Raw genomic sequence first — 24348 nt, 5'->3', positions numbered from 1 at the left:
GATACAGAGGCGGACCGGCTGGCGGCCCGGTTCGTGATTTCACTGGACCGGCCAGGCCCCGCTCAGCCGTAGTCGTCGCGTTGCCGCGCCAGGTCGTGCCGGATCACCGCGCCCCCGAGCACGCCGGCCAGCCACCGGGTGTAGATCGCCGCGCCCGGGGGCGAGAGGTGGCTGCCGTCGACCCAGTAACGACGGTGGTCGAGGCGGTCCAGCAACGCCCGGTTGCGGAAGCCGATGCAGACACGCTGGCGGTGGTCGCTGCAGAACTGCTGCACGTAGGCCAGGTGGCCCACATGCCGGGAAGGCGGCGAGAAGAACACCACCTGGGCACGCGGGTTGCCGAAACTGCCCACGTAGTCCGGCAGCAGGTGGGAGTCGATGTACAGCGGCGCGCCGGGGGACTCGATCGCTTCCATGCGATCCACGTTGGCCGCCAGTCCCACCACGCGTGCGGTCTCCTGCAATCGCGTCTCGGGGTTGAAGCCCGGGAGCGGTTCGACCGCGGCGGCGGGGGTGAACCAGTGGCTGCTGCCGATCCGCAGCACCGACACGCCCGCGTGCCAGGCAACGACCGGGGCGAGTCCGAGCGCCTGCTCGCGCAAGGCCGGGCGTTCGCTGGAGGCCGCCGCCCGCAACCACGTCATCGCGCCCGCGGGGTCCAGGTAGGCGAAGGCGCGCGCGGTGCCGCGGTTCTCCTCGAGCATGGCGAGCAGCTCGTTGTCATAACCCCGGTGGACCTCCCAGAGCACGACCATCGGGATCGACGACAGCTGGCGACGGGCGTCGCGGTCCAGCCCGTTCACCAGCGAGCGGGCGATGGCCTGGCGCTCGATGTGGTTGGCGCCGGCCAGGGACAACTGGATGACCGCCACCTGCAGGCCGGTCTCGCGCCGCAGGCGCGACTCCAGCGCCTGCCCATCCACGCCGCGGGCGGTCAAGCTGGCGCCGTTGACCACCACCAGCAAATGCGTGCGCGGGTCATCCAGGGCCTGCAGCAGGCGCGGCCGCGCATGCTCCACCAGCCGCGTCGACTCGGCGTCGACCACGGTGTCCGGTGGACGCACCAGCCAATGGTGGGCGGCCACCGCTCCGGCCAGGCCCAGCATGAACGCCCACGGCACCCACCGGCAGCTGGGCCGGCTACCGTCGGGGGTGGGGCCCCGCGGCCCCAGTCGGATGGTGGCGAGCAGGACCAGCAGGGCGGCGGCGGCGACCTCGATCAAGACAACGGCCTTAACCGTCGGCGAGCTTCGCGATGACCGCTGCGGCCGCGTCGGTGGCACTGCACCCGACCGTGTCCAGCCTCAGCTCGGGGTCGGTTGGCGGCTCGTAATCCGAATCCACGCCGGTGAAGTTCTGCAGCTGGCCTGCGCGCGCCTTCGCATAGAGCCCCTTGACGTCGCGCTGCTCGGCCACTTCCAGTGGCGTGTCCACGAACACCTCGACGAACTCGCCGATCTCGAACATCTCCCGCGCCATGCGCCGCTCGGCGCGGAACGGCGAGATGAAGCTGACCAGCACGATCAGGCCGGCATCGACCATCAGCCGGGCCACCTCGGCCACGCGGCGGATGTTCTCCACCCGGTCCTCGTCGGTGAAGCCCAGGTCCTTGTTGAGCCCGTGGCGGACGTTGTCGCCGTCCAGGATGTAGGTGTGCAGGCCCTGGGCGAGCAGCTTCTTCTCCACCAGGTTGGCGATGGTGGACTTGCCCGAGCCCGACAGGCCGGTGAACCAGACGCAGCGCGGCGTCTGGTGCTTGATGCGCGCGCGCGCCGCCTTGTCGACGTCCACGTGCTGCCAGTGGATGTTGCCGGCGCGGCGCAGGGCGAAGTCCAGCGTGCCTGCCGCGACGGTGGCGTTGGTCTGCCGGTCGATCAGGATGAAGGCACCCAGCTGGCGGTTGTCGGCGTACTTCTCGAACGCGACCGGCTGGTCCAGGTAAAGATTGCAGTAGGCGACTTCGTTGAGCTCCAGGTGCTTGGCCGCGAGCTGGTCCTGGGTGTTGACGTCGACCTTGTGCTTGATCTCGGTGACCTGGGCGCCGACGGTGCGGCTGCCGATCTTCAGCCAGTAGGGCCGCCCGGGCAGCAGTGGCTGGTCGTCCATCCACAGCAGGTGCGCGGCGAACTGGTCGGCCACTTCCGGCGGGCTGGACGCGGCGGCGATGACGTCGCCGCGGCTGGCATCGACTTCGTCGGCCAGCGTCAGCGTCACCGCCTGGCCCGCGGTGGCGCGGGCCAGGTCGCCGTCCTGGGTGACGACGCGGGCGACCTTGGAGCGCCGGCCCGAGGGAAGCACGGCGATGTCCATGCCCGGTTCGACCACGCCCGCCACCACGGTGCCGGCGAAGCCACGGAACTCGTGGTTGGGCCGGCACACCCACTGCACCGGCATGCGGAACGCCTCGCCGGTTGCGGCGCGCTCGACCTCGACGGTCTCGAGATGGCCCAACAGCTGCGGCCCGTCGTACCACGGCATCGCCGCGGACGGTTCCAGCATGTTGTCGCCGCGCAGCGCCGACAGCGGGATGGCGGTGACGTGGGGAATGCCCAGTTGACCGGCGAGTTCGCGGTAGCCGGCCTCGATGGCATCGAACGTGCCCTGGTCGTAGTCCACCAGGTCCATCTTGTTGATGGCCAGCACGACGTGGCGGATGCCCAGCAGGGAGACGATGTAGCTGTGCCGGCGGGTCTGCGTCAGCAGGCCCTTGCGCGCATCCACCAGCACGATGGCCAGGTCCGCGGTCGATGCGCCGGTGGCCATGTTGCGGGTGTACTGCTCGTGCCCCGGGCAGTCGGCGACGATGAACTTGCGCTGGTCGGTACCGAAAAACCGGTAGGCGACGTCGATGGTGATGCCCTGCTCGCGCTCGGCGGCGAGGCCGTCGACCAGCAGCGCGAAATCGATGTCGTCGCCCTGCGTCCCGTGGCGGCGGCTGTCGGCTTCCAGCGCTGCGACCTGGTCGTCCAGCAGCAGCTTGGTGTCGTGCAACAGGCGGCCGATCAGCGTGCTCTTGCCGTCGTCGACGCTGCCGCAGGTGATGAAGCGCAGCAGGTCCTTGGTCTCGTGTTGTTGCAGGTAGGTGGCGACCTGGGCAGTGGGGTCGTCGAGCGTGCTCGGCTGGTTCATCAGAAATAGCCCTCCTGCTTCTTCTTTTCCATCGACGCGGACGGGTCCTGGTCGATGACCCGTCCCTGCCGCTCGGACGTGGTCGAGACCAGCATCTCGGCGATGATCTTTTCCAGCGTGTCGGCGTCGGACTCGATCGCCCCGGTGAGCGGGTAGCAGCCCAGCGTGCGGAAGCGGACCTGGCGCAGCACCGGCGACTCGCCCGGCAGCAGCGGCAGGCGATCGTCGTCGACCATGATCAGTGCGCCGTCGCGTTCGACCACGGGACGCTCGCGGGCGAAATACAGCGAGGGCACCGGGATCTTCTCCCGGAAGATGTAGAGCCAGACATCCAGCTCGGTCCAGTTGGAGATCGGGAACACCCGCACCGATTCGCCCTTGTGGATGCGGGTGTTGTAGAGGTCCCAGAGCTCCGGGCGCTGGCTCTTCGGATCCCAGCGGTGCTGGGCGTTGCGGAAGCTGAAGATGCGCTCCTTCGCCCGCGACTTCTCCTCGTCGCGCCGCGCACCGCCGATCGCCGCATCGAAGCCCCACTTGTCCAGCGCCTGCTTGAGTGCCTGGGTCTTCATCACGTCGGTGTGGACCGTGGCGCCGTGGGTGACGGGGCCGATGCCCTGGGCGATGCCGTCGGGGTTGGACCAGGCGCGCAGTTCAACGCCGCACTCGGCCGCGCGGCGGTCACGGAACGCGATCATCTCGCGGAATTTCCAGCCGGTGTCCACGTGCAGCAGCGGGATCGGCGGCCGGGCGGGATAGAAGGCCTTCACCAGCAGGTGCAACAGCACCGAGCTGTCCTTGCCGACCGAGTACATCATCACCGGGTTGCGGAACTCGGCCGCGACCTCGCGCAGGATGTGGATGCTTTCGGCTTCGAGCCGGTCCAGGTGGGAGAGAGCGTGCGGGTCCGGCATTGGCAGGGACTGTCCTTGTTGCGTCGACGTACGGGGGAGCGGGCATTCTAGCGGCCCGCGGCACCCGGAGGCACCCGGGCGGCGGTCGCGCCAGGCAAGGGTCAGAAGGGCCAGAACACCGGGATCGCCCACAGCACGGCCAGTCCGACGACCAGCGACAGCGGCCCGCCCACCCGCAGGTAATCGACGAAACGGTAGCCCCCGGGCCCGTAGATCATCAGGTTGGTCTGGTAACCGATCGGCGTCATGAAGCCGGCCGAGGCCCCCATCATCACCGCCATCACGAACGGCATCGGGTCCACCCCCAGTTGCCCGGCCGCTGAAAGCCCGATGGGAAACATGAGCACCGCCGCGGCATTGTTGGTCAGCAGTTCGGTGAACAGCACCGCCACCACGTACACCAGCACCAGCGTCCAGAACGGGTCGGCGGACGCCCAGCCGCTGAGGTAGCCCGCCACCAGGGCCGCCACCCCGCTGCGATCGATCGCCGCGCCCAGCGCGAACGAGCAGGCGATGACCAGCAGCAGCCGCAGGTCGACGCTGCGCCGCAATTCCTCGACGCCCACGCAGCCCGTCGCCACCGCCAGGATGGCGGCCGCCAGGGCCGAATACAGGATGTCGACGCCCAGCACCGTGTTGGCCAGGATCATCACCCCGACCAGCGCCAGCGACACCAGCGCCCGCGGCCGATCCACGTGGGGAGCGCCGTCCACTTCGTTGACCAGCAGGAAGTCGGCGGAACTGCCGTGGCGGCGGGGGAAACCCGGGTCGGTCTCGACCAGAAGCGTATCGCCGGCCTGCAACTGCGCTTCGCCGGGCTTGCCCTCCATCCGGCGCCCATGCCTCGACACCGCGATCACCGCCGCGTTGTAGACGCTGCGGAAGCTGGACTGGACCAGGGTGTGCCCCACGGCGGGGGAGTACCGGGACAGGACCAGCTCGACCAGCGTCCTGCGGCCATCGCCTTCCAGCTTGAACAGCTGGTCGGTGGCCGGGCGCAGGCCCGCGACCCGCCGCAGCTCGCGCACCGCGTCGGTCACGCCCACGAAGACCAGGCGGTCGCCCGCCTCGAGCACCGTCTCGGGCGCAACCGCGAAGCGCGGGACGCCCCCCCGCCACAACTCCACCAGGTATGAGCCCGACAGGTGGCGCAGGCCGGCCTCTTCGATGCTGCGGCCGGCGACCGGGCCCGCGTCCTCGACCAGCATCTCCACTGCGAATTCCCCGGTCCGGCTGGCCTGCTGGACTGCCGAGACGCGGTTGGGGAGCAGCCAGCGCCCGACCGTCAACAGGTACGCCATGCCGGCCAGTGCCGCGGCTGCGCCCACCGCCAGCGGGTCGAACATGTCCAACGGCCGCATCCCGGGCTGCTGCAGCACCAGGCCGGCGACGATCAGGTTGGTGCTGGTGCCCACCAGGGTGCACATCCCGCCCAGCACGGTGGCGTAGTTCATGGGCATGAGCAGCTTGGACGGGGGCACCCGGCTGCGGCGGCTCCACTGCTCCACGGCCGATGTCAGCATCGCCACGATCGGCGTGTTGTTGATGAAGGCCGACAGCGGTGCACTGATGGCCATGGTGCGCGCCTGGGCGAGGAATTCGCCGCGCGGCCGGCCCAGCACCCAGTCGCCGATCCAGCGGATCGCACCGGTCGTGCGCAACGCGGCCACCAGTACGAACAGCACGGCCACCGTCAGCACGCCGCGGTTCCAGAAGCCGGCAAGCGCCTGCGCCGGCGCAAGCACGCCGCTGCCGATCAGCACCGCCACCGCGCCGAGCAATACCCTATGGGGCCCGATGCGCTCCCACAGGAGCAGGCCCAGCGTGGCCAGCACCACGCCGATCGTCAGCCATCCCTGCCATTCCAGTGCCGCCATGGGGTTCCCGTCTCTGCGTCGTGCGCGCCCGACGCCCCCGCGGCAACGGTCGCGGGCTGGGCGTGGCAACCGGCAAGTCTAGAGGATCCCGGCGCCGCGAGGCCCTGGGCGCGCGGCTGTCGTGCGTCCAAGTACCTGGCTGGCCGAATGGCGAAGGTTGCGGATGCCCGCGTCAAATGTTGCCCGGCTTGCTGGCCGGATTGGCTACCCTTCTGGCGCGGTCGCCGCAGAATCCGATCAGGGCGGGCGCAAAGACCCGATCCATCGAATGCCCGGACGCCCCGGATGACCATCGCGTTATGTCGCCTGCAGCGGCGCCAGTCCCCTGGGCAGTCCTGCACTCCCCGAGGCAGCCACGCCACCCTCGGCAGCGCCCGGTCGCGGTGGGATCCCGTTCGGACCACGGACCCATCCCGCGAACTGCCGGGCAAGAGACCTCATTGCCAGAACGGATGCGCGACGGGTGTCCAGGCGTCCGGGTTCCGGCCCTTCGAGCGGCTTCACCAGACAGGCGCACGAAGGGACGGGCGGGCGAGCCGCGCCCCCGGAACTGCTCTCGCGGCGTCTGACGTCCTGCGTACCTTCTCCCGGACCGGGGCCGGACTTCCCCGGCCGGTCCCGACGCCGCCTTATGCGCCCCCCGGGGGCGGGGCTGTGGCGGCCTACCTGCCGCCGACGAAAAGCGACCACGAAGTGTCACGGACGCCGACGTACCGGCTCTCGAATCCGCTGCCGGTGTTGAGCCAGGTGCTCACGGCGCCATCGGCACGCCGCCAGACCAGGTCCAGCCGCCTGTCGTCGTTGAGGTAGCCCACCATCATCAGTTGGCGGTCGCTTTCGGAATTGAACACGGCCAGGTCCTGGCGGACGCCGTCTTCCATGATCCACACCAGCACCCGGTGATCGATGGAGCTGCGCCATACCAGGTCATCGTCGCCGTCGCCGTCATAGTCGGCCGCACCGGCCGGTCGCCAATACTTCGACATCGAACCCTGCGGCACGATCGTGTAGCCGGTGCCGCTGGACAGCCAGATCTCCGAGGCACCGTCCGCCCGGGTGCGGAAGAACAGGTCGCTGCGCCCGTCGCCATTGAAATCGCCCGACATCAGCAGGTCGGCGTCGGGCGACTGGGCAAACGCCCGGTACGACACGCGCTGCTGGTTGGCACCCATCTGCCAGTACATCAACCGGCCGTCCGCCGCGCTGCGCCAGTACAGGTCGGAGATGCCGTCGCCGTTGTGGTCCCCCGACGCCTGCAACCGCCAGCCGAGGGACATCGCGTACTCGGTCGGCGAACGCCGGTAGGTGGGGCCGCCCAGCCAGAAGATCAGCTTGCCGGTGTTGTCGCGCAGGGCGATGTCACGGCCATCTGTGTCGTTGAACTCGCCTTCGACGTACGGGATCAGGTTGCTGGCCGGGGAATACACGTCCTGTCCGGTAACCGTGTAGCCGCGCATCAGCCAGATGCCGACCGAGCCGGGCTTGAACCACATCAGGTCGGTGCTGCCACTCCCGTCGACATCGAGCTTCGGCAGCACCGTAGGCGCATCCACGATCACGGTGCCGCGGAACGACGCCAGGGTCGGGATGACCTGCCGCAGGCTGCGCGCATTGTCGGCCTGGTTGGCCACGCCACACGCGCGACCGCCGCAATAGGTGATCGAGGGATTGGAGAAGACACGGTACGAAGTCTGCCCCGAGTCGCCGTATGCCATGACGGTATAGAGATTGCCCGCTACTGCATCGGTCTTGTGGCCGAACGAGTAATCGAACACGCCGTACTTCAAGCCGTCGCTTTCATCCGTCGCGGTTTCCCGGTCATGCTGGGAGCCCATGTTGTGGCCGACTTCGTGGGCGAACGTTTCCTCGCGGCAGAAATAGGTCTTGCCGTCGGTGCCCTCGTCCTGGCCGTCGCCGACCACCGAGTAGCCGAAGAACTCGTCGCGCTGCTCGATGCCCGACCTGCCACCGCCGATCAACCAGGCGATGCCGCAGCCCTGGTTTTCGGGTGTCTGGAACCTGCGCACGAGCACAACCAAGTCGGCGCCGTACTGGTCGCGTGCGGCGCGCAGGCCATTGAAAGCCGGCGCCGGCGTGGTCCGGGTCGACGGCGCCTGGAAGCCGGTCAGCTCCTCGAGCGCGGTGCCGTTGTCATTGGTGTCCGGATAGGTCACCTGCATCGAATGCACCAGCCGCAGCCGTGCATCGACCTGGCTGTTGACGTACGCCTGGTTGGTGATGTCCACCAGGTTATGGACGCGGGTGACCGCGGCCGAGGTACCGCCGCGTGCGCTGGCGAAGCCCTGGGTGTAACCGACCAGTACGTCGACCGTGGTGGTCGCGCTGGTGGTGGCGGACTGGGCCTGCGCGCCGGCCATGGTCATGCCGCCGGCAGTCGTTCCGGCCGACGAGAGCTTCGGCGGCACCAGGTAGTCGGGCCGGGTGGGATGGGTGGCTTCGTTGCGGATCAGGGACAGTTGCCGCGGATCGGCGGATACCACCCAGCCCGAGCCATCGGCCATGGTCAGGCGCAGCGGCGGCAGCTCGCCCCCCTGCGGGATCGAGCCGAAGACCGCTTCCGGACCAAACGTGACCACCGCGTCCTGGCCGGGCGCGTCCGCGTTGCGGCCGATCCAGCTCCAGTTGCCGTCGGGGTGTTCCACATGGCGCACGTAGTCGAGTGCGATCGGAGTGCCGTCGGGTGCGGTGACGCCCATCCGTCCTTCCACGATGGCGCGCATGGCGTGCTCTTCGCTGAGGCCGGCAGAGTGCCAGGTGTAGGCCCCGGTGCGTCGCACGACCGGCTCGGCCGGATACTGCAGAAGGTCACCCCGGTCAGGTGCGCCGGCGAAGCCGCCCGTCCGCGGCTTGCGGGCATTGTCGGCGAGTGGCAGGGACCCCTCGAAACCCGCCGCCGGATCGGTCGCCCCGACCTGCTGCTGGCCAAGGCCCGCGGTCCATTCGCTCGAGCAGCCCGCCAGGACGGCCAGTGCCAGCACCCATGCAACCCTGATATTCATCTGCAACCCCCTGTATGTGGTGGCGACGCGAACGTCGCCGGGCCCCCCCGGACCCGCATCCGCAGTCTACGTTGCCTTCACGTGCCCTATACAGTACGGCACCCCAACGGGACTGGATTCACCCATTCAGGTTGCAACGGGTTCAGCGTTGGCCTACGTGGCGCGACTGTAGGGGCAGCCCGTCTGGTCGGCGAGGTCCTCCTCGACCACGTCGGGCGCCATCTCCACCAGCACCAGTCCTTCGGCCGTCACGTCGAACACCGCCAGGTCGGTGATGATCCGGTCGACCACGCGCACCCCGGTCAGCGGCAGCGTGCACTCGGGCAGGATCTTGTGGCTGCCGTCCTTGGCGGTGTGCTCCATCAGCACCACCACGCGCTTCACCCCGGCGACCAGGTCCATCGCCCCGCCCATGCCCTTCACCATCTTGCCCGGCACCATCCAGTTGGCCAGGTCGCCCTTGTCCGTCACCTGCATCGCACCCAGGATCGCCAGGTCGATGTGGCCACCGCGGATCATCGCGAACGAGTCGTCGCTGCCGAAGTAGGCGGCACCCTTGCGTGCCGTCACCGTTTGCTTGCCGGCGTTGATCAGGTCGGCGTCGACCTCGCCCTCGGTCGGGAACGGGCCGATGCCGAGCAGGCCGTTCTCGCTCTGCAGCCACACGTCCACGCCATCCGGGATGTGGTTGGCGACCAGCGTCGGCAGGCCGATCCCCAGGTTCACGTAGGCGCCGTCGGTCAGTTCGCGCGCCGCGCGCTGTGCCATTTCGTCGCGGGTCCAGGCCATTACTTCGCTCCTCGCACGGTGCGCTGTTCGATGCGCTTCTCGGGGGTCGGGTTGTGGACGATGCGGTCGACGTAGATGCCGGGCAGATGCACGTGGTCCGGGTCGATGTCGCCCACCTCCACCAGCTCCTCGACCTCCGCCACGCACACCCTGCCGGCCATCGCGCAGGCCGGGTTGAAATTGCGCGCGGTCTTGCGGAAGACGAGGTTGCCGGCCTTGTCGGCCTTCCACGCCTTGACCAGCGACACGTCGGCGGTCAGCGCGGTTTCCAGCACGAAGTGCGTGCCGTCGAACTCCCGCGTTTCCTTGCCTTCCGCCACCACGGTGCCGTAGCCGGTGGCGGTGAAGAACGCAGGGATGCCGGCGCCGCCGGCGCGCAGGCGCTCGGCAAGCGTGCCCTGCGGGTTGAACTCGAGTTCCAGCTCGCCGGCCAGGAACTGCCGCTCGAACTCCTTGTTCTCGCCCACGTAGGACGAAATCATCCTGCGGATCTGGCGCGTTTCCAGCAGCAGCCCCAGGCCGAAGCCGTCGACGCCGGCGTTGTTGGAGATCGCGGTTAGGCCCTTTGCGCCCGAGTCACGCAGCGCGGCGATCAGTGCCTCCGGTATGCCGCACAAACCGAAGCCGCCTACCGCCAGCGTCTGGTTGTCGGCGACCAGCCCGTCCAGCGCCGCGGCGGCGCTCGGGTAGACCTTGTTCCTGGGATCGCGCGCAGCCGGCGCGGCGGTGGCCTGGGCCATCGGACAACTCCATTGCGGGATGGGCGGCAAGTCTACCGCCAGTGGATGACCGGACCGAACCGTACGTTCGGCCGATGCCGGCGGGGCCGGTTTCAGGACCGCCCGTATGCGTCTTCCAGCCGGACGATGTCGTCCTCGCCCAGGTAACTGCCCGACTGCACCTCGATCAACTCGACCGGCTCGCTGCCTCGGTTGCGCAATCGGTGCACGGCGCCCAACGGGATGTAGGTGCTCTGGTTTTCGTGCAGGTCGAACACCCGGTCGTCGCAGGTCACCTCCGCCACCCCCGACACCACCACCCAGTGCTCGGCCCGGTGCGCATGCTTCTGCAGGCTGAGCGCGGCGCCGGGCTTGACCACGATCCGCTTGACCTGGAAGCGCGGCCCCACGCCGATCGAGTCGTAGCTGCCCCAGGGCCGGTAGACCTTCCGGTGCGAGAGGTGTTCGGTACGACCGGCCGCACTGAGCGCATCGACCACCGCCTTGACGTCCTGGACCCGATCCTTGCGGGCCACCAGGGTCGCATCGGCGGTATCGATGATCACCAGGTCCTCCACCCCGATCGTCGCCACCAGCCGGCGCGCGCTGGCGCGGACCAGGCTGCCGGTGGTGTCCACCGAGATCACGTCGCCTTCGTGGTGGTTGCCATCGGCATCGCGCTCGGCCACCGACCACAGCGAGGACCACGAGCCGATGTCGCTCCATCCGCAGCTCACGGGCACCACCGCCGCGCGCCCGGTCTTTTCCATGACCGCGTAGTCGATTGAATCGCTCGGACTGGCCGTGAATGCCGGCTCGTCGATACGGGTGAAGTCCAGGTCGATCGTCGCTGCGGCGTAGGCACGGCGCACCGCGTCCAGGATCGCCGGCGCATGGCGGCCCAGTTCTTCGACATAGCGCGCAGCCGGGAACAGGAACATGCCCGAGTTCCAGGCGTAGCCGCCCTCGGCCAGGTAGCCTTCGGCAGTGGCAAGGTCGGGCTTTTCGACGAAGCGATCGATGCGGAAGCCCGACGTGCCCAGCGCCTCGCCGCGCCGGACGTATCCATACCCCGTTTCCGGGTAATCGGGCTCGATTCCGAACGCCACCAGCCAGCCGTCGGCGGCCAGCGAGGCCGCCTTGGCTACCGCCTCGCGGAACGCGGCCTCGTCTTCGATCAGGTGGTCGGCCGGCATGACCAGCAGGGTCGCCGACGCATCGCGTTCCATCGCATGCAGTGCGGCCAGCGCGATGGCGGGCGCGGTGTTGCGCGCCGCCGGCTCGAGCAGGATGCCGCCACCGCGTACACCAATGGCCTGCAGCTGCTCGCCGACCATGAACCGGTGGTCGTCGCTGCAGACGGTGATGGGCGGCTGCGCGTCGGGAAGCGCTGCGGCCCGGAGCACGGTTTCCTGGTAGAGCGAGCGCTCGCCAACCAGCGCCAGGAACTGCTTGGGCAGGTTCTTGCGCGACAGCGGCCACAGGCGGGTACCGCTGCCGCCACTGAGCACGACCGGATGCAGCATTGGGCACCTCCGTGGGGGTGGCCAGCATAGCCGAGGGACCCGCCAGCCTGCGGCGCCCGCGGTGCTCGGCTAGAATGGCCGGTCACCGGCCCCCGGGGCCGGCCTCCCCCGCACCGGTTACAGGAATCCCGCACGATGAAGATCCTCGTCGGCTACAAGCGCGTGGTGGACTACAACGTCCGCATCCAGGTCAAGCCCGATGGCTCGGGCGTTGTCACCGACGGCGTCAAGCTGTCGGCCAACCCCTTCGACGAGATCGCCCTGGAAGAAGCGTTGCGGCTGCGCGACAAAGGCATCGCGACCGAGGTGGTCGTGGCCACCATCGCCCCGGCGAATGCGCAAGCGCACCTGAGGAACGGCCTGGCGATGGGAGCCAATCGCGCGGTGCACGTAGTGACCGACCAGCCGATCCAGTCGCTGACCGCCGCGCGGACGTTCCTGAAGCTGATCGAGAAGGAGCAGCCGGACCTGGTGATCCTGGGCAAGCAGGCGATCGATGACGACGCCAGCCAGACCGGACAGATGCTCGCCACGCTGTGGGGCCGCCCGCAGGCGACGTTCGCGTCCAAGGTCGAAGTTGCCGACGGCAAGGCCACCGTGACCCGCGAAGTCGACGCCGGCCTGGAGACGCTTGAAGTGGACCTGCCGGCCGTCGTCACCACCGACCTGCGCCTGAACGAACCGCGCTTCATCAAGCTGCCCGACATCATGAAGGCCAAGAGCAAGCCGCTGGAAACCATTGCGTTCGAGGAGCTCGGCGTGGACGTGGGCGACACCCTCAAGACGCTGTCGCACGCGGCCCCGGCCAAGCGCGGCAAGGGCGTGATGGTGAAGGACGCCGCCGAATTGGTGGCAGCGCTAAAGGCCAAGGGCCTGCTCTGAGCGCCGCTTCGCGAAGGCTGCCTGTTGTTGCCTGCCGCTGAATGCGGCCACCCGGCGCCGCTCCGGCGCCCACCCCGAGTCACCGGTTCCCCGCCCGCACGGGGACGACCAGTAGAAGGATTCCGAACATGTCCAAGGTCCTGATCATCGCCGAGCACCTCAACGGCCAGCTCAACGGCTCCACCGCCAAGTGCGTGAGTGCCGCGCAGGCGCTGTCGCCGGAGTCCATCGACGTAGTGGTGCTTGCCGCCGACCCGACCGACGTCGCGTCGCAGGCGGCCAAGCTCGACGGGGTGGCCCGCGTGCTCGCGGTGGCCAACCCCGCCAATGAACACGCCATCGCCCAGGTCCTTGCACCCCAGGTCGCCAAGCTCGCCGGGGGTTACAGCCATGTGTTCGGTCCGTCCACCACCTTCGGCAAGGACCTGATGCCCTGCGTGGCAGCCCTGCTCGGGGTGGCGCAGGTGTCGGACGTGATGGCGGTCGAGGGCAGCCACACGTTCAAGCGTCCGATCTATGCCGGCAACGCCATCGTGACCGTGGAGGCGCCAGGCGACCACACCGTGGTGGCCACCGTGCGCACCGCGTCGTGGCCCGAAGCCGGCCAGGGTGGCGGCGCGGCGGTCGAGGCGGCTTCGGTCGATGCCCAACTGCCGACCCACACCCGCTTCATCGGCCTGGCGGCGGGCGACACCGACCGTCCCGACCTGCAGAGTGCGCGCCGGGTGGTATCCGGCGGCCGCGGCGTGGGCTCGGCGGAGAACTTCAAGATCATCTACGACTTCGCCGACAGGATCGGCGCAGCGGTGGGTGCCTCGCGCGCGGCGGTGGACGCCGGTTACGTCCCCAACGAACTGCAGGTCGGGCAGACCGGCAAGATCATCGCGCCCGAGCTGTACATGGCCATCGGCATCAGCGGCGCGATCCAGCACCTCACGGGGATCAAGGACGCCGGCACCATCGTGGCGATCAACAAGGATCCGGATTCGGCGATCTTCGAGATCGCCGACATCGGCCTGGTGGGCGACCTGTTCAAGGTGCTGCCCGAGCTTGAGCAGGCGCTGGCCTGAGCCCGAGGAACACGGCTTGAACAAGAAGGTGATGGTGGTCTTCGGCACGCGCCCGGAGGCCATAAAGATGGCGCCCGTCGTGTCCGCGTTGAAGGCGTTGCCCGGCATCGACACGCTGGTGGCGGTCACGGCGCAGCATCGGCAGATGCTCGACCAGGTGCTCGACCTGTTCGATATCGTCCCCGATGACGACCTGGACGTCATGGAACCGGGTCAGACACTTCCCGGTGCCTTCAGCAAGATCCTGCTCGGCATGGGCGGGGTGCTCGAGGCGCGCCGCCCGGACCTGGTGCTGGTCCACGGCGACACCAGCACGACGTTGGCCGCCTCCCTCGCCGCGTTCTACGCGAAGGTGCCGGTAGGACACGTGGAAGCGGGACTGCGAACCGGCGACATGCAGGCACCCTGGCCCGAAGAGGCCAACAGACGGCTCACCGCGCCGCTGACGCAGCTCCACTTCGCGCCGACTCCGCGGTCGCGCGACAACCTGCTGGCGGAAGGCATCGACGCAGGCCACGTCCACGTCACCGGCAACACGGTCATTGATGCACTGCTGTCGGTAGCCGCGAAGATCGACGCCGACTCCGGCTTGAAGCAGGCGCTTGCCGCGCGGTTCCCCTTCCTTGACCAATCCAAGCGACTGATCCTTGTTACCGGACACCGGCGCGAAAACTTCGGTGGCGGGTTCGAGCAGATGTGCGCCGCCCTGGCCGAACTTGCCGACCGTGGCGATGTACAGGTGGTGTATCCGGTCCACCTGAACCCCAACGTCCAGGAGCCGGTCCGCCGGATCCTGGGCGGGTGCGAGGGCGTGGTGCTGATCGAACCCCAGGAGTACCTGCCATTCGTCTACCTGATGACGCGCTCGCACCTGATCCTGACCGACTCCGGTGGGGTCCAGGAGGAAGCGCCTTCGCTGGGCAAGCCGGTACTGGTGATGCGCGAGACGACCGAGCGGCCCGAGGCGGTGGAGGCCGGGACGGTCCGGTTGGTGGGCACGCTCCGGGAGCGCATCGTGTCCGAAGCCGGCCGCCTGCTGGACGATGCCGCAGCTTACGAGTCGATGGCGCGCGCCCACAATCCCTACGGTGACGGTCAGGCGGCAGCCCGCATCGCGACCGTGGTGACCTCGCATCTCGCCGCCCCGGCCCCGGCGCTCTAGTTTCGAGGTGGTGCGCCGGCCGGTCCTGGCCGGCACCACGGGCAGGCCCGTCGATCGGGCGCCCTATATACTTGCCCGATTCTCCGCCCGGAAATCGCAATGGCCTTGTACGACCCCTCCTTGATCAAGCACCGCAAGAAGCTGTTCGATTTCGAGAACAACACCAATATCTCGCTCCGGAACCGCTACGTGTACTTCGCGGTCGACAAGGTCGCCAACAGTTCGATCAAGAACAGCCTGTTCGAAATCGAATATGCGCCGGTCGGCAAGAAGACCGTGACGTTGTACGACAAACGCAGCTCGCCCTTGCTGTCGCCGTACCAGCTGCCCCCGGACCTGCTCCGGGAAGTGCTCAACAGCGGCAACTACTTCCGCTTCGCCTTCGTCCGCAATCCGTACTCGCGGCTGCTCTCGTGCTACCTGGATCGCATCCTCACCGCGTCGAGCAAGCCGCGGCGCCAGCTCAACGCGTTCCTTAAGGGCCGCGGCGAAGCAACCGAGGACGTCAGCTTCGAGTCATTCATCCAGGCGATCTGCGCCCAGGGCTCCAACACCCAGAACTCGCATTGGCGGGTCCAGGCCGACGATATCCTCTATGGGGACGTCGAGTTCGACTTCATCGGCAAGTTCGAGCGGCTCTGGCAGGACATGGCCGTCGTCAGCAGCCGCATCTGGGGCGAGCTGCGTCCGGAGATGGCGAACAAGGACGTCAACAAGTCACCGAGGGCAACCAATGCCGGCGGCAAACTGCGCGAGTTCTATACGCCCGAACTGGCGGCGCTTGTCGCAGAGCGCTTCGCAGCCGACTTCGATGCATTCGAATACGAGCGCGACATCTCCACCTATTGAGCTGCCGGTTCTTGTAGAGCCCGGCACGGGGTTCCGCCCGTAGGCGGAACCCCGGGTGAATCAGTTGGCAACGTAGCTGAGGCTGACCTGGCCAGCGGAAGTCTCCGCGACGCGGTCGCCGAGGTACTTCTTGTTGCGGATCATGGTCGAAACGCGGCGACCGTCCTGGGCCTCGTAGGCCACCCGCACGCCGCCCGGCACGACGGTGCGCTCACCGCGCTCGAAGCCCGCGGCACGCAATGCCGCCGCCATCTGGCGGTCGATCGTCCGCACGCTGCCCTCGGTGTAGTCGATGGCAATCACGTCAGCGCGTCCGCCGCCCTTCTGGCGGACCCGGCGCTGGTTGGTGACCTGGTGGGGAAAGTCCAGGGCCAGCCCGGCCATGAACTCGTCTGCCGACACCGCCGTTGCCGCCGGTGCTGCCGTATCGCCCACCTCTGCGGGTTCAGGGGCCTGGGAAGCGGGTTTCGCGGCGGGCTTCTGCTCGCATGCGGCGAGAGCGAATGCCATCAGGACAATGGCTGCATAACGGATCGGGAACATGGTGGACTCCTGGATGGGGGTGGAAGGAAGAAAGTGGTGCGACCGGGCTAGAACTGGAAATAGATGAAGCTGCTCACTTCGAGCGGCATCATGAAGAGCAGTACGGCCATCACTGCGCCCATGACACAGGCCGCGACCGCGTTGCTCCAGGCGGGGAGGCGATCCGCGAGGCGCCGGCCAGCCGACAGTCCAAGCACGAACGTGTCGATGGCGATGGGCGCGATCAGGAGCGCATAAGGAATCGCAGCGCGCGTGAGGCCGGTGTCATGCCGCATCTGGAACACGCCCCGCAGGACCTCCGAGGTGTCGCCGAAGTCCGCGGCCCGGAACGGGATCCAGGTCAGGTAGACGAAGAACTGGGTCACGATCCACGCCAGGGCGAACCCGAGCAACGGCGGGAGTAGTACCGAGGGCATGAACCGGTTGCGGAACTTGCCGAACTCCTTGTGGATGGCCAGCGCGCCGCCGTGCAGGCCGCCCCATACGACGAAATTCCAGCTGGCACCATGCCAGAGGCCGCCCAACAGCATCGTGATCATCAGGTTGCGGCTGCGCTTTGCCTCCCCGCCCCGGTTGCCCCCCAGCGGTATGTACAGGTAGTCCCGAAGCCAACTGGACAGCGAAATGTGCCAACGGCGCCAGAACTCGGTGATGCTGGAAGACAGGTACGGATAGTTGAAGTTGCGCATGAGCCGGTAACCGAACATGCGTGCGATACCGATGGCCATGATCGAATAGCCGGCAAAGTCGAAGTAGATCTGTGCGTAGAAGCCAAGCGTGGCCATGGCCAGCGTGTGGTTGTCGAACGCAGCTACGTCGGCGTACACCTTGTCCACGAAGGGCGAGATGTTGTCCGAGAAGATCGCCTTGTAGATGAAGCCGATCAGGAAGAGCTTCGCACCCACGAGGAAGTCGACGCTGTCGAACCTCTTGGCCGTCTGGAGCTGCGGCAGGAAGTCCGCTGCACGCACGATGGGACCGGCCACCAGCTGCGGGAAGAACGAGATGTAGGTCGCGGTGTCCACGACGCTCCGCTCCGCGCGGATGTCCCGTCGCCACACGTCCACTACATAGCTGATCGCCTGGAAGGTATAGAAACTGATGCCGACGGGAAGGATGATCGAAAGAACGTGCTCGGAAGGCGCCAGGCCCAGGCTTTCGAGCAGGATCGCTGCCGAATCGACGAAGAAATTGAAGTACTTGAAGACCGCCAGGATGCCGAGCATCACGGCTATCGAGACACCCATCGCCAGGCGGGGCCGTTGTCCACGCTCGATCGCGAGGCCGGCCACGTGGCTGGTCAGGATGGCGAACCACATCAGGCCCAGGAAACGCCAGTCCCACCACCCGTAGAACACCTGGCTCGCGGCCAGCAACCACAGGACCCGCGCCCGCTGGCCGCGCAGCAGGGCCCAGTAGACCCCGTACACGAGGACGAAGAACACCAGAAAGATGCCTGAAGTGAAAATCATCCGTTCTTCTCCGCGATCACGTCGCGCATGTAGCGCTGGGCGAACCAGCGCGTGAACTTCTCCGCGCCCGACACGCGCATGTGACGTGCATCGTTCCAATCGGGCTTGCGCTGCAGCCGCTTGAGCAGGGCCGGGTCGCGGTACTCGATGCAAGGGCGGTCGGTCGCGCCGGCGCAGAACGCGCGGACGTACTCGATGTCGGCGACCTCGGTGCTTGGCACCGCGAAGAACGCGGTCGAATCCAGCAGGTTGCCCAGCAACGCCCGGTAGCGTGGAACGCGCAGGTCCTTGACCCAGGGCACGGCCTCCATTGGCGGAGCCACCGAATCATCCATGGCCTGCGCTGCCTCCAGCACCTGCGACATTCCGTCACCGTGCGAGTAGCCGCGCTTGCTTCGTTTGAGCGGCTGGTAACCGTGGACCGGCTTTGTATCGTCGAAGCGCGCACCCCTGCGGGCAAGGCCGATGCCCATGGCGTTCACCGCCGCATGCTCGGCAGCTGGCGACAGGAGCGAGGCGGCCGACTCGGGCGCCTTCCCTCCAAGCGACCAGACCGAGCGCAGTCCATCGAGCGAATTCCCGGGTGTCATGTAGGCGTACGTACGCCACGTACGCAGGTTGCGCACGAATCCATTGAGCGGTGAATAGTCGTAGCCACGCTGGATCTCCAGCAGCAGCGTCACTTCCTTCGCTTCCAGCGCCTGCCTCTCCGGCCGGGTGAGCTGATCGAGCGCAATGTCCAGCAGCCAGGAGCGCTCGAAGTGGTTGGCCCCGTCCAGGCTCATCTGCACGACGGCGGTCTTGGTGCCGCTGCCGCGCGTCAGCAGCCGGGCCAGCATGGAGCCGTCGAGGCCACGGGCGGTATAGCTGCTACCTTCGATGATGATCACGCGTTGCACGGCCGGATCGCGCGCCGCCTCGGCCAGCTCGATACTGACCTGCTTCGCCAGCCTCAGGGCGCGGCTGCTGGGGTAGTAACCCGACGCACGGGCGCCCCAGCCCAGCGCGAGGACCATTGCCAACCCCCCCAGCACGACGCTCGGCACCAGGATGCGACGGTGGCGGCCTTCACCGACGCGGATCGCGGCCAGCAGCAGCAATGCGGCGACCGCCGCGGCGAGCATCCACGGGTTCATTGGTCGGGTACTCCGCCACCTGCGTCGGATTCCGTGCCCAGCGTGCGGACCAACGGGGCAACGTACTGCTCCCGCACCGCCTTGAAGGTGTATCGGGACGCGACGGCCCGCAGTTCGGTTCGCAGGCTCGCCAGTCGCCCGGGTTGCTGGAGCATGGCTGAGATCACGCGTACCGCCTCCTCCCCGTCCCGGGCGTACAACGGATATTCCGTTCCGAGCACGCCGACGTTGACCTCGTTGGGGTACACGATGGTGGGGAGCCCACACGCGGCGTATTCGAGCACCTTGGTGGACAGCTCATGGGTGGCCGCCTCCAGCTCGGCGTGGCGCCAGGCCCAGCCGATGTCGTAGCCGGGCAGCTCCGCATAGAGGTGTTCGCGGCTTACCTGGCGGTGCCACACCAGCCCCGGGGTCGACTCCAGGCTTGCGGCGATCTCCGGGCGGAACTCAAGGTCGTCGTGCACGTGGTGGATCTTGTCGCCAAAGACGTGCAGCTCGATGCCGGGGCTGTTGTCGCGCAACCGGGCGAAGGCGTTGAACATCTCCCGGATGCCCCACAGGGGCGCGAACTTGCCCGCATAGACCAGCCGCGCCGGTCCATCCACCCGTGCGGGATCCTCGGCCAGCGAGGACGGCGGAATCATGGGAGGCAGCAGGGCCGTCCTGCCGGCGGCATCGGGGAAGCAGTCCAGCAGGTGGGCCTCGAACTGCGGTGTCTGGCAGAGGACGCGGCCGGCATGCGCAATGATCCGCGTGATCCGCTCCCGCGACTGGTCGTCCAGTGCGTCGCGCGTCTGCGGCAGGTCGGTGATGTAGACCCACAGCCGTCCCTGCAACCGCTCGTGCCGGGTGGCGGCCGAGCACAGGTCGAATCCCCGCAGGACGATCGCATCGAATCGATTGGCCCTGTCGTGCTGCTCGATCGCCGCCAGGGCCGACTCGACCCCCAGTACGGGCGCATCATCGGTGTCGGGCTCCACCAGGCGCACATTGTCCAGCGACAGCAGCGGTTCGATGATGTGCAACGCGGTAACCGGCGCCTTCAGGAACAAGGTCACTTCGGCATTTTCCAGGCCCGCGAGGACCTGGACCAGCGATGCGGCCCACACGGCAGAGCCGTCGGTGATGTTGAGGTTGAGGTCCCCGTAAACGGCGAACCTGCGGCGCACTGCCCCCGGGCGGGCTGCGACGACGTGGGCGGCGTCAGCCTCGCCCCGCTCGATCAGGGCGATTTCGCGGACGATCGTCGAGGCATACCCCGATTGCGCCCGTACTCGCTGGGCGGCCGCACGGGAGCGCGACAGGAACAGGGCCGGGTCGTGGTACATGCGCCGCACGCCTTCCGCGAGCATCCGCCAGTCCTCCGGCGGCGCCATGACGCCCACGGAGTCATCCACGAACTCCGGAATCGCGGCCACCGCATTCGTCAAAGGCACCAGGCCCGACGCCATCGCCTCATCGCGTGATACGCCCTGGCTGTCCATCCGGCTGGGGACCAGGAACAGGCCATGGTCCTTGTGCAGTTCGGCGATCTGGTGCTGGGTCAGGAACCCGCGGCGGATCTCCACGTTGGAGAACCCGCGAAGTGGCTCGAGCGTCTCGTCGAACAGTTCGCCGTCGCCGATGAACAGGAACTCCAGTTCCTCGAAGATCGGATCCTTTGCAAGATCCAGTACCGCACGCACCGCAAGGTCATTGGCATAGACCGGCGAGTTGTATGGGCGGATCGAAAGGATCTTCGTGCGCTGGCTGGCGTCCTTCTCGCGGTAGTCGAAGACGTCCGGGTCGATGAAGTTGTGGATGATGCTGTACTGCCACGGTGCCAGGTCGATGCCCACATCGGCCATCGCCTGCCGGGCGAGGTACTCGGAGACGAAGACGAGGTGGACGTTCGGATGGCGCATCCGGAAGATGCGGCGCCACATCGCAAGCCGGTTGGCAGTGGCGCGTACGGCACGGTCCCGGGTCGGCCCCTTCGGATAGTTGAACGCGCGCCGGTACCACGGCTGGATCTCCGCACCGTGGACCCAGATGTTCATGCGTACCCGTCCGACCAGGTCCTCCAGCTGCGCCCACATTTCCGGGTACAGCGGATGCACGTCGATCGACTCGAATTCGTTGTCGTGGACCAGTCCCGACAAGTGCTCGCCACCGCCGGCGATCACGTCAATGCCCTGGAACTCTTCGAACGAGAGCTGCCCCGGGCTCCAACGGAACACCGCGTGTTCAAGACCGTTCGCCCGGTAGGACTTAACCCGGCGGTGGATGAAGCTGTAGTGGTAGAGCCGCTGGTGGCTCGGATAGCCCTTGGCCAGCAGCAGGCGGGGGGCGCGCTCGATGACGATGCGGCCCTGCGACCGTTCCCTGCGGGCACCGACCGTCAGGCGCGACAGGTCCAGGCGCCCCGGGCCGGTAAAGCGGATTCCCAGCCGGACCCATTCGCATCCATCGGGGATCGTGATCCTTTGCGGCGCATTGAATGCCGCCTGGACCGAGCCGATGCGCTGTTCCTCGGCGTCCAGGAAGATCACCACCAGCTTGGCGGACATTCGCCCCCGGCCGGTCAACTGGAAGCGCAACTTGCGCCCGGGTGCGATGGACGAGACGCGCAGTGGCTCGACCCCGTAGACGTAGCTCCACTTTCCTTCGGCCAGCGTCGAGGTGATCGAAACCACCGCGCCGTGGCGCACCTGGATGGCGCCGTGGGCATGGTTTGCCTTGGGGAACAATTCCGCCAGGCCCGGGATCGGCAGGTTGTCGGCCGTCATGTTGGCGCCGCGCGAGGCGTGGCGCTCCACGGCGTCCTCGATAGCACGCAAGGGGAGCCCCGAGTCCTCGGGCATCCGTGCATCAACGCCCTCGATGGACGCCCCTGCGCCGCGTTCGCAGTAGCCGAACGCATCCACCGCGAAGCAGCTGTCGCCTTCGAACTCCCCGCTGTCGATCTGGGTGGCCAGCGCCGCGAGCGACCCGTGCGGCAGCGCGCGCAGTGGAATCAGCGCCCGCCGGAGCTGCAACCGGTCGACCTGTTCGAACCGCTGGCCGTCCACCACAGCGGGGGCGCCGCCCTCCGAGCGCCAGTGGGCGTCCTTGCCAACGCACGCGCGCCCCGTGTAACGCAGTGCATTGACCAGATCGCCCAGGTAGTCCGGACCGTAGTAGTCCTCCGCGCAGAAGCACGCCACCAGCTTGGCGCTGATGGCCTCGAACAGGGCCAGGTCCCGCGCCTCGCGAAGGGAGTGGACCACCACGCCCGGCATCCGCGGCGCAATGCCCGGGCGATAGCCATCCAGGAATACGAGGTGGAGCTCACGCGCGGCGTAGGCTTGCCGCCCGAAGGCTTCGACTACCGCGTCATGCTGCGCTTGCGAGCGCACCGCCGCCACCACGGCCACCTTGGGGCACTCCACGCCATAGGCCCTGCCGAAGACGCGGCCCAGCAGGGAGGCCAGCCGGTGCTCGACGGTGTGCTCCCCCAGCACCTTGCGCAGCGCGGCCACGCGCGTGGCCTCGACGCGTCCCGGACTGGCATGCAGGTGTTCCCACTGCCGGCGCAGTTCGGCGGGATCGTCGGCGCAGATGACCAGGTCACCGAACAGCAGGCGGACCGCCCGCGAGTAGTTGCTCACCACGACCGTGCCGGAGGCCATCAGGTCGAACAGGCGCCGGGCGATCATGGTCTGCGAATCGGGGGCGCTGTTGAGCGTGATGCCGTAGCGGTAGCCCTTGTAGGCGACGTCGATGGCATTGAACGGCAGACTCCCCGCGACCAGCTCGCGAAGGCCATCGGGGAAACCGCTGCCCGCGGCACTGTCGCGGTCGTAGATGTCGACGGGCACGTAACCGCCCACCACCTCGCACAGCGTCTGCAGCGATTCGTTCCGACGCGGATACTGCGGGTACCAGGAGCCCGCGAAACTGCAGGCGTTGCGCCGCGCGCCGGACGTTACGGGGTTGCGCCGGAGCGGGTCCACGCCGAACGGCAGCAGGAATACCCGGTCATGTCCCAGGGCGGCGCGATAGCTCTGGATGCAGTCCACGTCCGTGGTGGCGACGTGGTCGAAAAGCGAAGCGGTGCGGAAGAAGTGGTCATAGTGGACCGGATCCTCCTTGTTCCAGAACACCGTGGGAATGCCTTGCGTCCTGCAGAACTGCAGCACGGAGCGAAGCTCTGGACTGGCCGACTCCACGTGGCCCGCCCAGTCGCCGCGGTTCGCCTTCCAGGCAGACTCCACCAGCACGATGTGCGGCTTGAATTGCTCCAGGTCCTGGCGCCAGCGTTTCCGTGACAACGCAAGCATGTGGCAATGGGACTGGAGGTCGGCGCAGGTGAACTCGTCGGCGATGATCGCGACCCGCGCCTCGCGAACGCTCGCCGGCCCCCCCTGCAGCAGCGCGGGCGATCGCGCGGCGACCGCGCCCACGGACGCTGCGGTGTCCCGGGCCGGCAGAGACGCGCGCCTGCGCGCGTCTTCCAGTGCCGCCTTCCACTCGAGCGGGAGGGGCACGCCGAGCACGTCATTGGGCTGGCGGGCCAGGCCGCGCCTTCGCGCCTTCACCCGATCGATGGCCTCGCGCACCAGGCGGACCGACGCCCGCAGGTGGCCCGCGATGTTCCAGGGCCTGCGTACGGCAGTGGTCGCCAGGTACCCCAGCTGGAACGGGAGCGAGCGGGAAATTCCCTCGATCGCTGCCGCGCTTTTCCGTGCCGCCTCCACATGCTGCTGGGGGGTGCCGAACATGCGCTCACCGAGCTCGATCCGCCGATGGAGCTCCTTGAGCTCATCGGCTACGCCACGGCTCCGCGCTATCGCTTCGGCACCACGGGCATCGCTCTGCTGCAGGCGCTCGAGCGCCCCATCCAGCAGCTCCACGGAATGATCCCGGGCGAGCGTCGCCGCGTCGCGTGCCTCCCTCTCGCGTTCCAGCTGCCCGTCGAAAGCGGCGACCGAGTCGACCATCTCCGCCCGAGCCCGATGCTCAAGGGCGACCAGCTGGTCCACCAGCCGGTGTGCGAGCAACAACAGGCTCTTGTCGTCGCCGGCGACCGGCGCGGGAAGCGGCAGCCGTTCCAGCAGCTGCTGAAGCTCCCCCGCCAGTGCGTCCATCCGCGCAAGGGTCGCGCGCTGGAGGCGCCGCCCCCCCTGCGCGGCGGCGTCGAATGTCCTCACCTGCCGCGAGAGTTTCTCCAGCTCCAGCCGCAGGAACATCGCGACAGCGTGGAGATCACCGGGTTTGAAGTGTGCTTCGGTCATCGACCTGT

General features: G+C 67.9%; 16 protein-coding genes. 4 read left to right on the top strand and 12 right to left on the bottom strand.

The window, feature by feature from the left end:
- Positions 1-62 precede the first annotated feature (62 nt).
- From ACJQWL_RS06745 to ACJQWL_RS06710, 8 genes are all read right to left on the bottom strand, one after another.
- Positions 63-1223 (bottom strand): hypothetical protein, encoded by a 1161-nt coding sequence (locus tag ACJQWL_RS06745; RefSeq protein WP_411300790.1) that lies wholly within the window; start codon positions 1221-1223, stop codon positions 63-65.
- Between the two features lie 10 nt (positions 1224-1233).
- A complete protein-coding gene (gene cysN, locus ACJQWL_RS06740; RefSeq protein WP_330968865.1) occupies positions 1234-3129 on the bottom strand; it encodes a sulfate adenylyltransferase subunit CysN in 1896 nt (631 codons plus the stop codon).
- Positions 3129-4040 carry a sulfate adenylyltransferase subunit CysD gene (cysD, locus tag ACJQWL_RS06735; RefSeq protein ID WP_330968866.1) on the bottom strand — a complete coding sequence of 304 codons (912 nt, stop codon included), beginning with the start codon at positions 4038-4040 and terminating at the stop codon, positions 3129-3131. The genes cysN and cysD overlap by 1 nt, the downstream gene beginning before the upstream one ends.
- Before the next feature lie 101 nt (positions 4041-4141).
- The gene (locus tag ACJQWL_RS06730; RefSeq protein WP_330968867.1) at positions 4142-5917 is read right to left on the bottom strand and encodes an SLC13 family permease; all 1776 of its coding nucleotides are present in this window, start codon (positions 5915-5917) and stop codon (positions 4142-4144) included.
- 662 nt (positions 5918-6579) lie between these two features.
- Positions 6580-8937 carry a reprolysin-like metallopeptidase gene (locus ACJQWL_RS06725; protein WP_330968868.1) on the bottom strand — a complete coding sequence of 786 codons (2358 nt, stop codon included), beginning with the start codon at positions 8935-8937 and terminating at the stop codon, positions 6580-6582.
- 153 nt (positions 8938-9090) lie between these two features.
- Positions 9091-9726: a CoA transferase subunit B gene (locus ACJQWL_RS06720; RefSeq protein WP_330968869.1), complete on the bottom strand. Its 636-nt coding sequence runs from the start codon at positions 9724-9726 to the stop codon at positions 9091-9093.
- Complete coding sequence (locus tag ACJQWL_RS06715) at positions 9726-10466, bottom strand: CoA transferase subunit A (RefSeq protein ID WP_330968870.1); 741 nt, start codon at positions 10464-10466, stop codon at positions 9726-9728. Before ACJQWL_RS06715 ends, ACJQWL_RS06720 begins: the two co-directional genes overlap by 1 nt.
- Positions 10467-10558: 92 nt before the next feature.
- Positions 10559-11971, bottom strand: coding sequence for a mannose-1-phosphate guanylyltransferase/mannose-6-phosphate isomerase (locus tag ACJQWL_RS06710; RefSeq protein WP_330968871.1), 1413 nt, complete (start codon positions 11969-11971; stop codon positions 10559-10561).
- Positions 11972-12106: 135 nt separating this feature from the next.
- Between ACJQWL_RS06710 and ACJQWL_RS06705 the strand changes: the two genes are divergently transcribed.
- From ACJQWL_RS06705 to ACJQWL_RS06690, 4 genes are all read left to right on the top strand, one after another.
- Positions 12107-12853, top strand: coding sequence for an electron transfer flavoprotein subunit beta/FixA family protein (locus tag ACJQWL_RS06705; RefSeq protein ID WP_330968872.1), 747 nt, complete (start codon positions 12107-12109; stop codon positions 12851-12853).
- Between the two features lie 128 nt (positions 12854-12981).
- Entirely contained in the window at positions 12982-13923 is a 942-nt protein-coding gene (locus ACJQWL_RS06700) for an electron transfer flavoprotein subunit alpha/FixB family protein (RefSeq protein WP_330968873.1), read from the top strand.
- A gap of 16 nt (positions 13924-13939) precedes the next feature.
- On the top strand, positions 13940-15085 hold the full coding sequence (gene wecB / locus ACJQWL_RS06695; protein ID WP_330968874.1) for a non-hydrolyzing UDP-N-acetylglucosamine 2-epimerase: 1146 nt from the start codon (positions 13940-13942) through the stop codon (positions 15083-15085).
- Between the two features lie 99 nt (positions 15086-15184).
- The gene (locus ACJQWL_RS06690) at positions 15185-15934 is read left to right on the top strand and encodes a sulfotransferase family 2 domain-containing protein (protein ID WP_330968875.1); all 750 of its coding nucleotides are present in this window, start codon (positions 15185-15187) and stop codon (positions 15932-15934) included.
- 60 nt (positions 15935-15994) lie between these two features.
- Here the strand turns inward: ACJQWL_RS06690 and ACJQWL_RS06685 are convergent, their stop codons facing one another.
- The 4 genes from ACJQWL_RS06685 to ACJQWL_RS06670 are packed head-to-tail and all read right to left on the bottom strand — an operon-like array spanning position 15995 to position 24340.
- A complete protein-coding gene (locus tag ACJQWL_RS06685) occupies positions 15995-16477 on the bottom strand; it encodes a hypothetical protein (protein ID WP_330968876.1) in 483 nt (160 codons plus the stop codon).
- Between the two features lie 47 nt (positions 16478-16524).
- The gene (locus ACJQWL_RS06680) at positions 16525-17949 is read right to left on the bottom strand and encodes an MBOAT family O-acyltransferase (RefSeq protein WP_330968877.1); all 1425 of its coding nucleotides are present in this window, start codon (positions 17947-17949) and stop codon (positions 16525-16527) included.
- On the bottom strand, positions 17946-19085 hold the full coding sequence (locus tag ACJQWL_RS06675) for a hypothetical protein (protein WP_330968878.1): 1140 nt from the start codon (positions 19083-19085) through the stop codon (positions 17946-17948). Before ACJQWL_RS06675 ends, ACJQWL_RS06680 begins: the two co-directional genes overlap by 4 nt.
- Positions 19082-24340 (bottom strand): glycosyltransferase family protein, encoded by a 5259-nt coding sequence (locus ACJQWL_RS06670; protein ID WP_330968879.1) that lies wholly within the window; start codon positions 24338-24340, stop codon positions 19082-19084. The genes ACJQWL_RS06675 and ACJQWL_RS06670 overlap by 4 nt, the downstream gene beginning before the upstream one ends.
- Positions 24341-24348 lie beyond the last annotated feature (8 nt).

Source organism: Novilysobacter viscosus, assembly GCF_046600715.1.
Taxonomy (GTDB): domain Bacteria; phylum Pseudomonadota; class Gammaproteobacteria; order Xanthomonadales; family Xanthomonadaceae; genus Lysobacter_C; species Lysobacter_C viscosus.
This window is presented reverse-complemented; position numbering and strand designations above follow the sequence as displayed.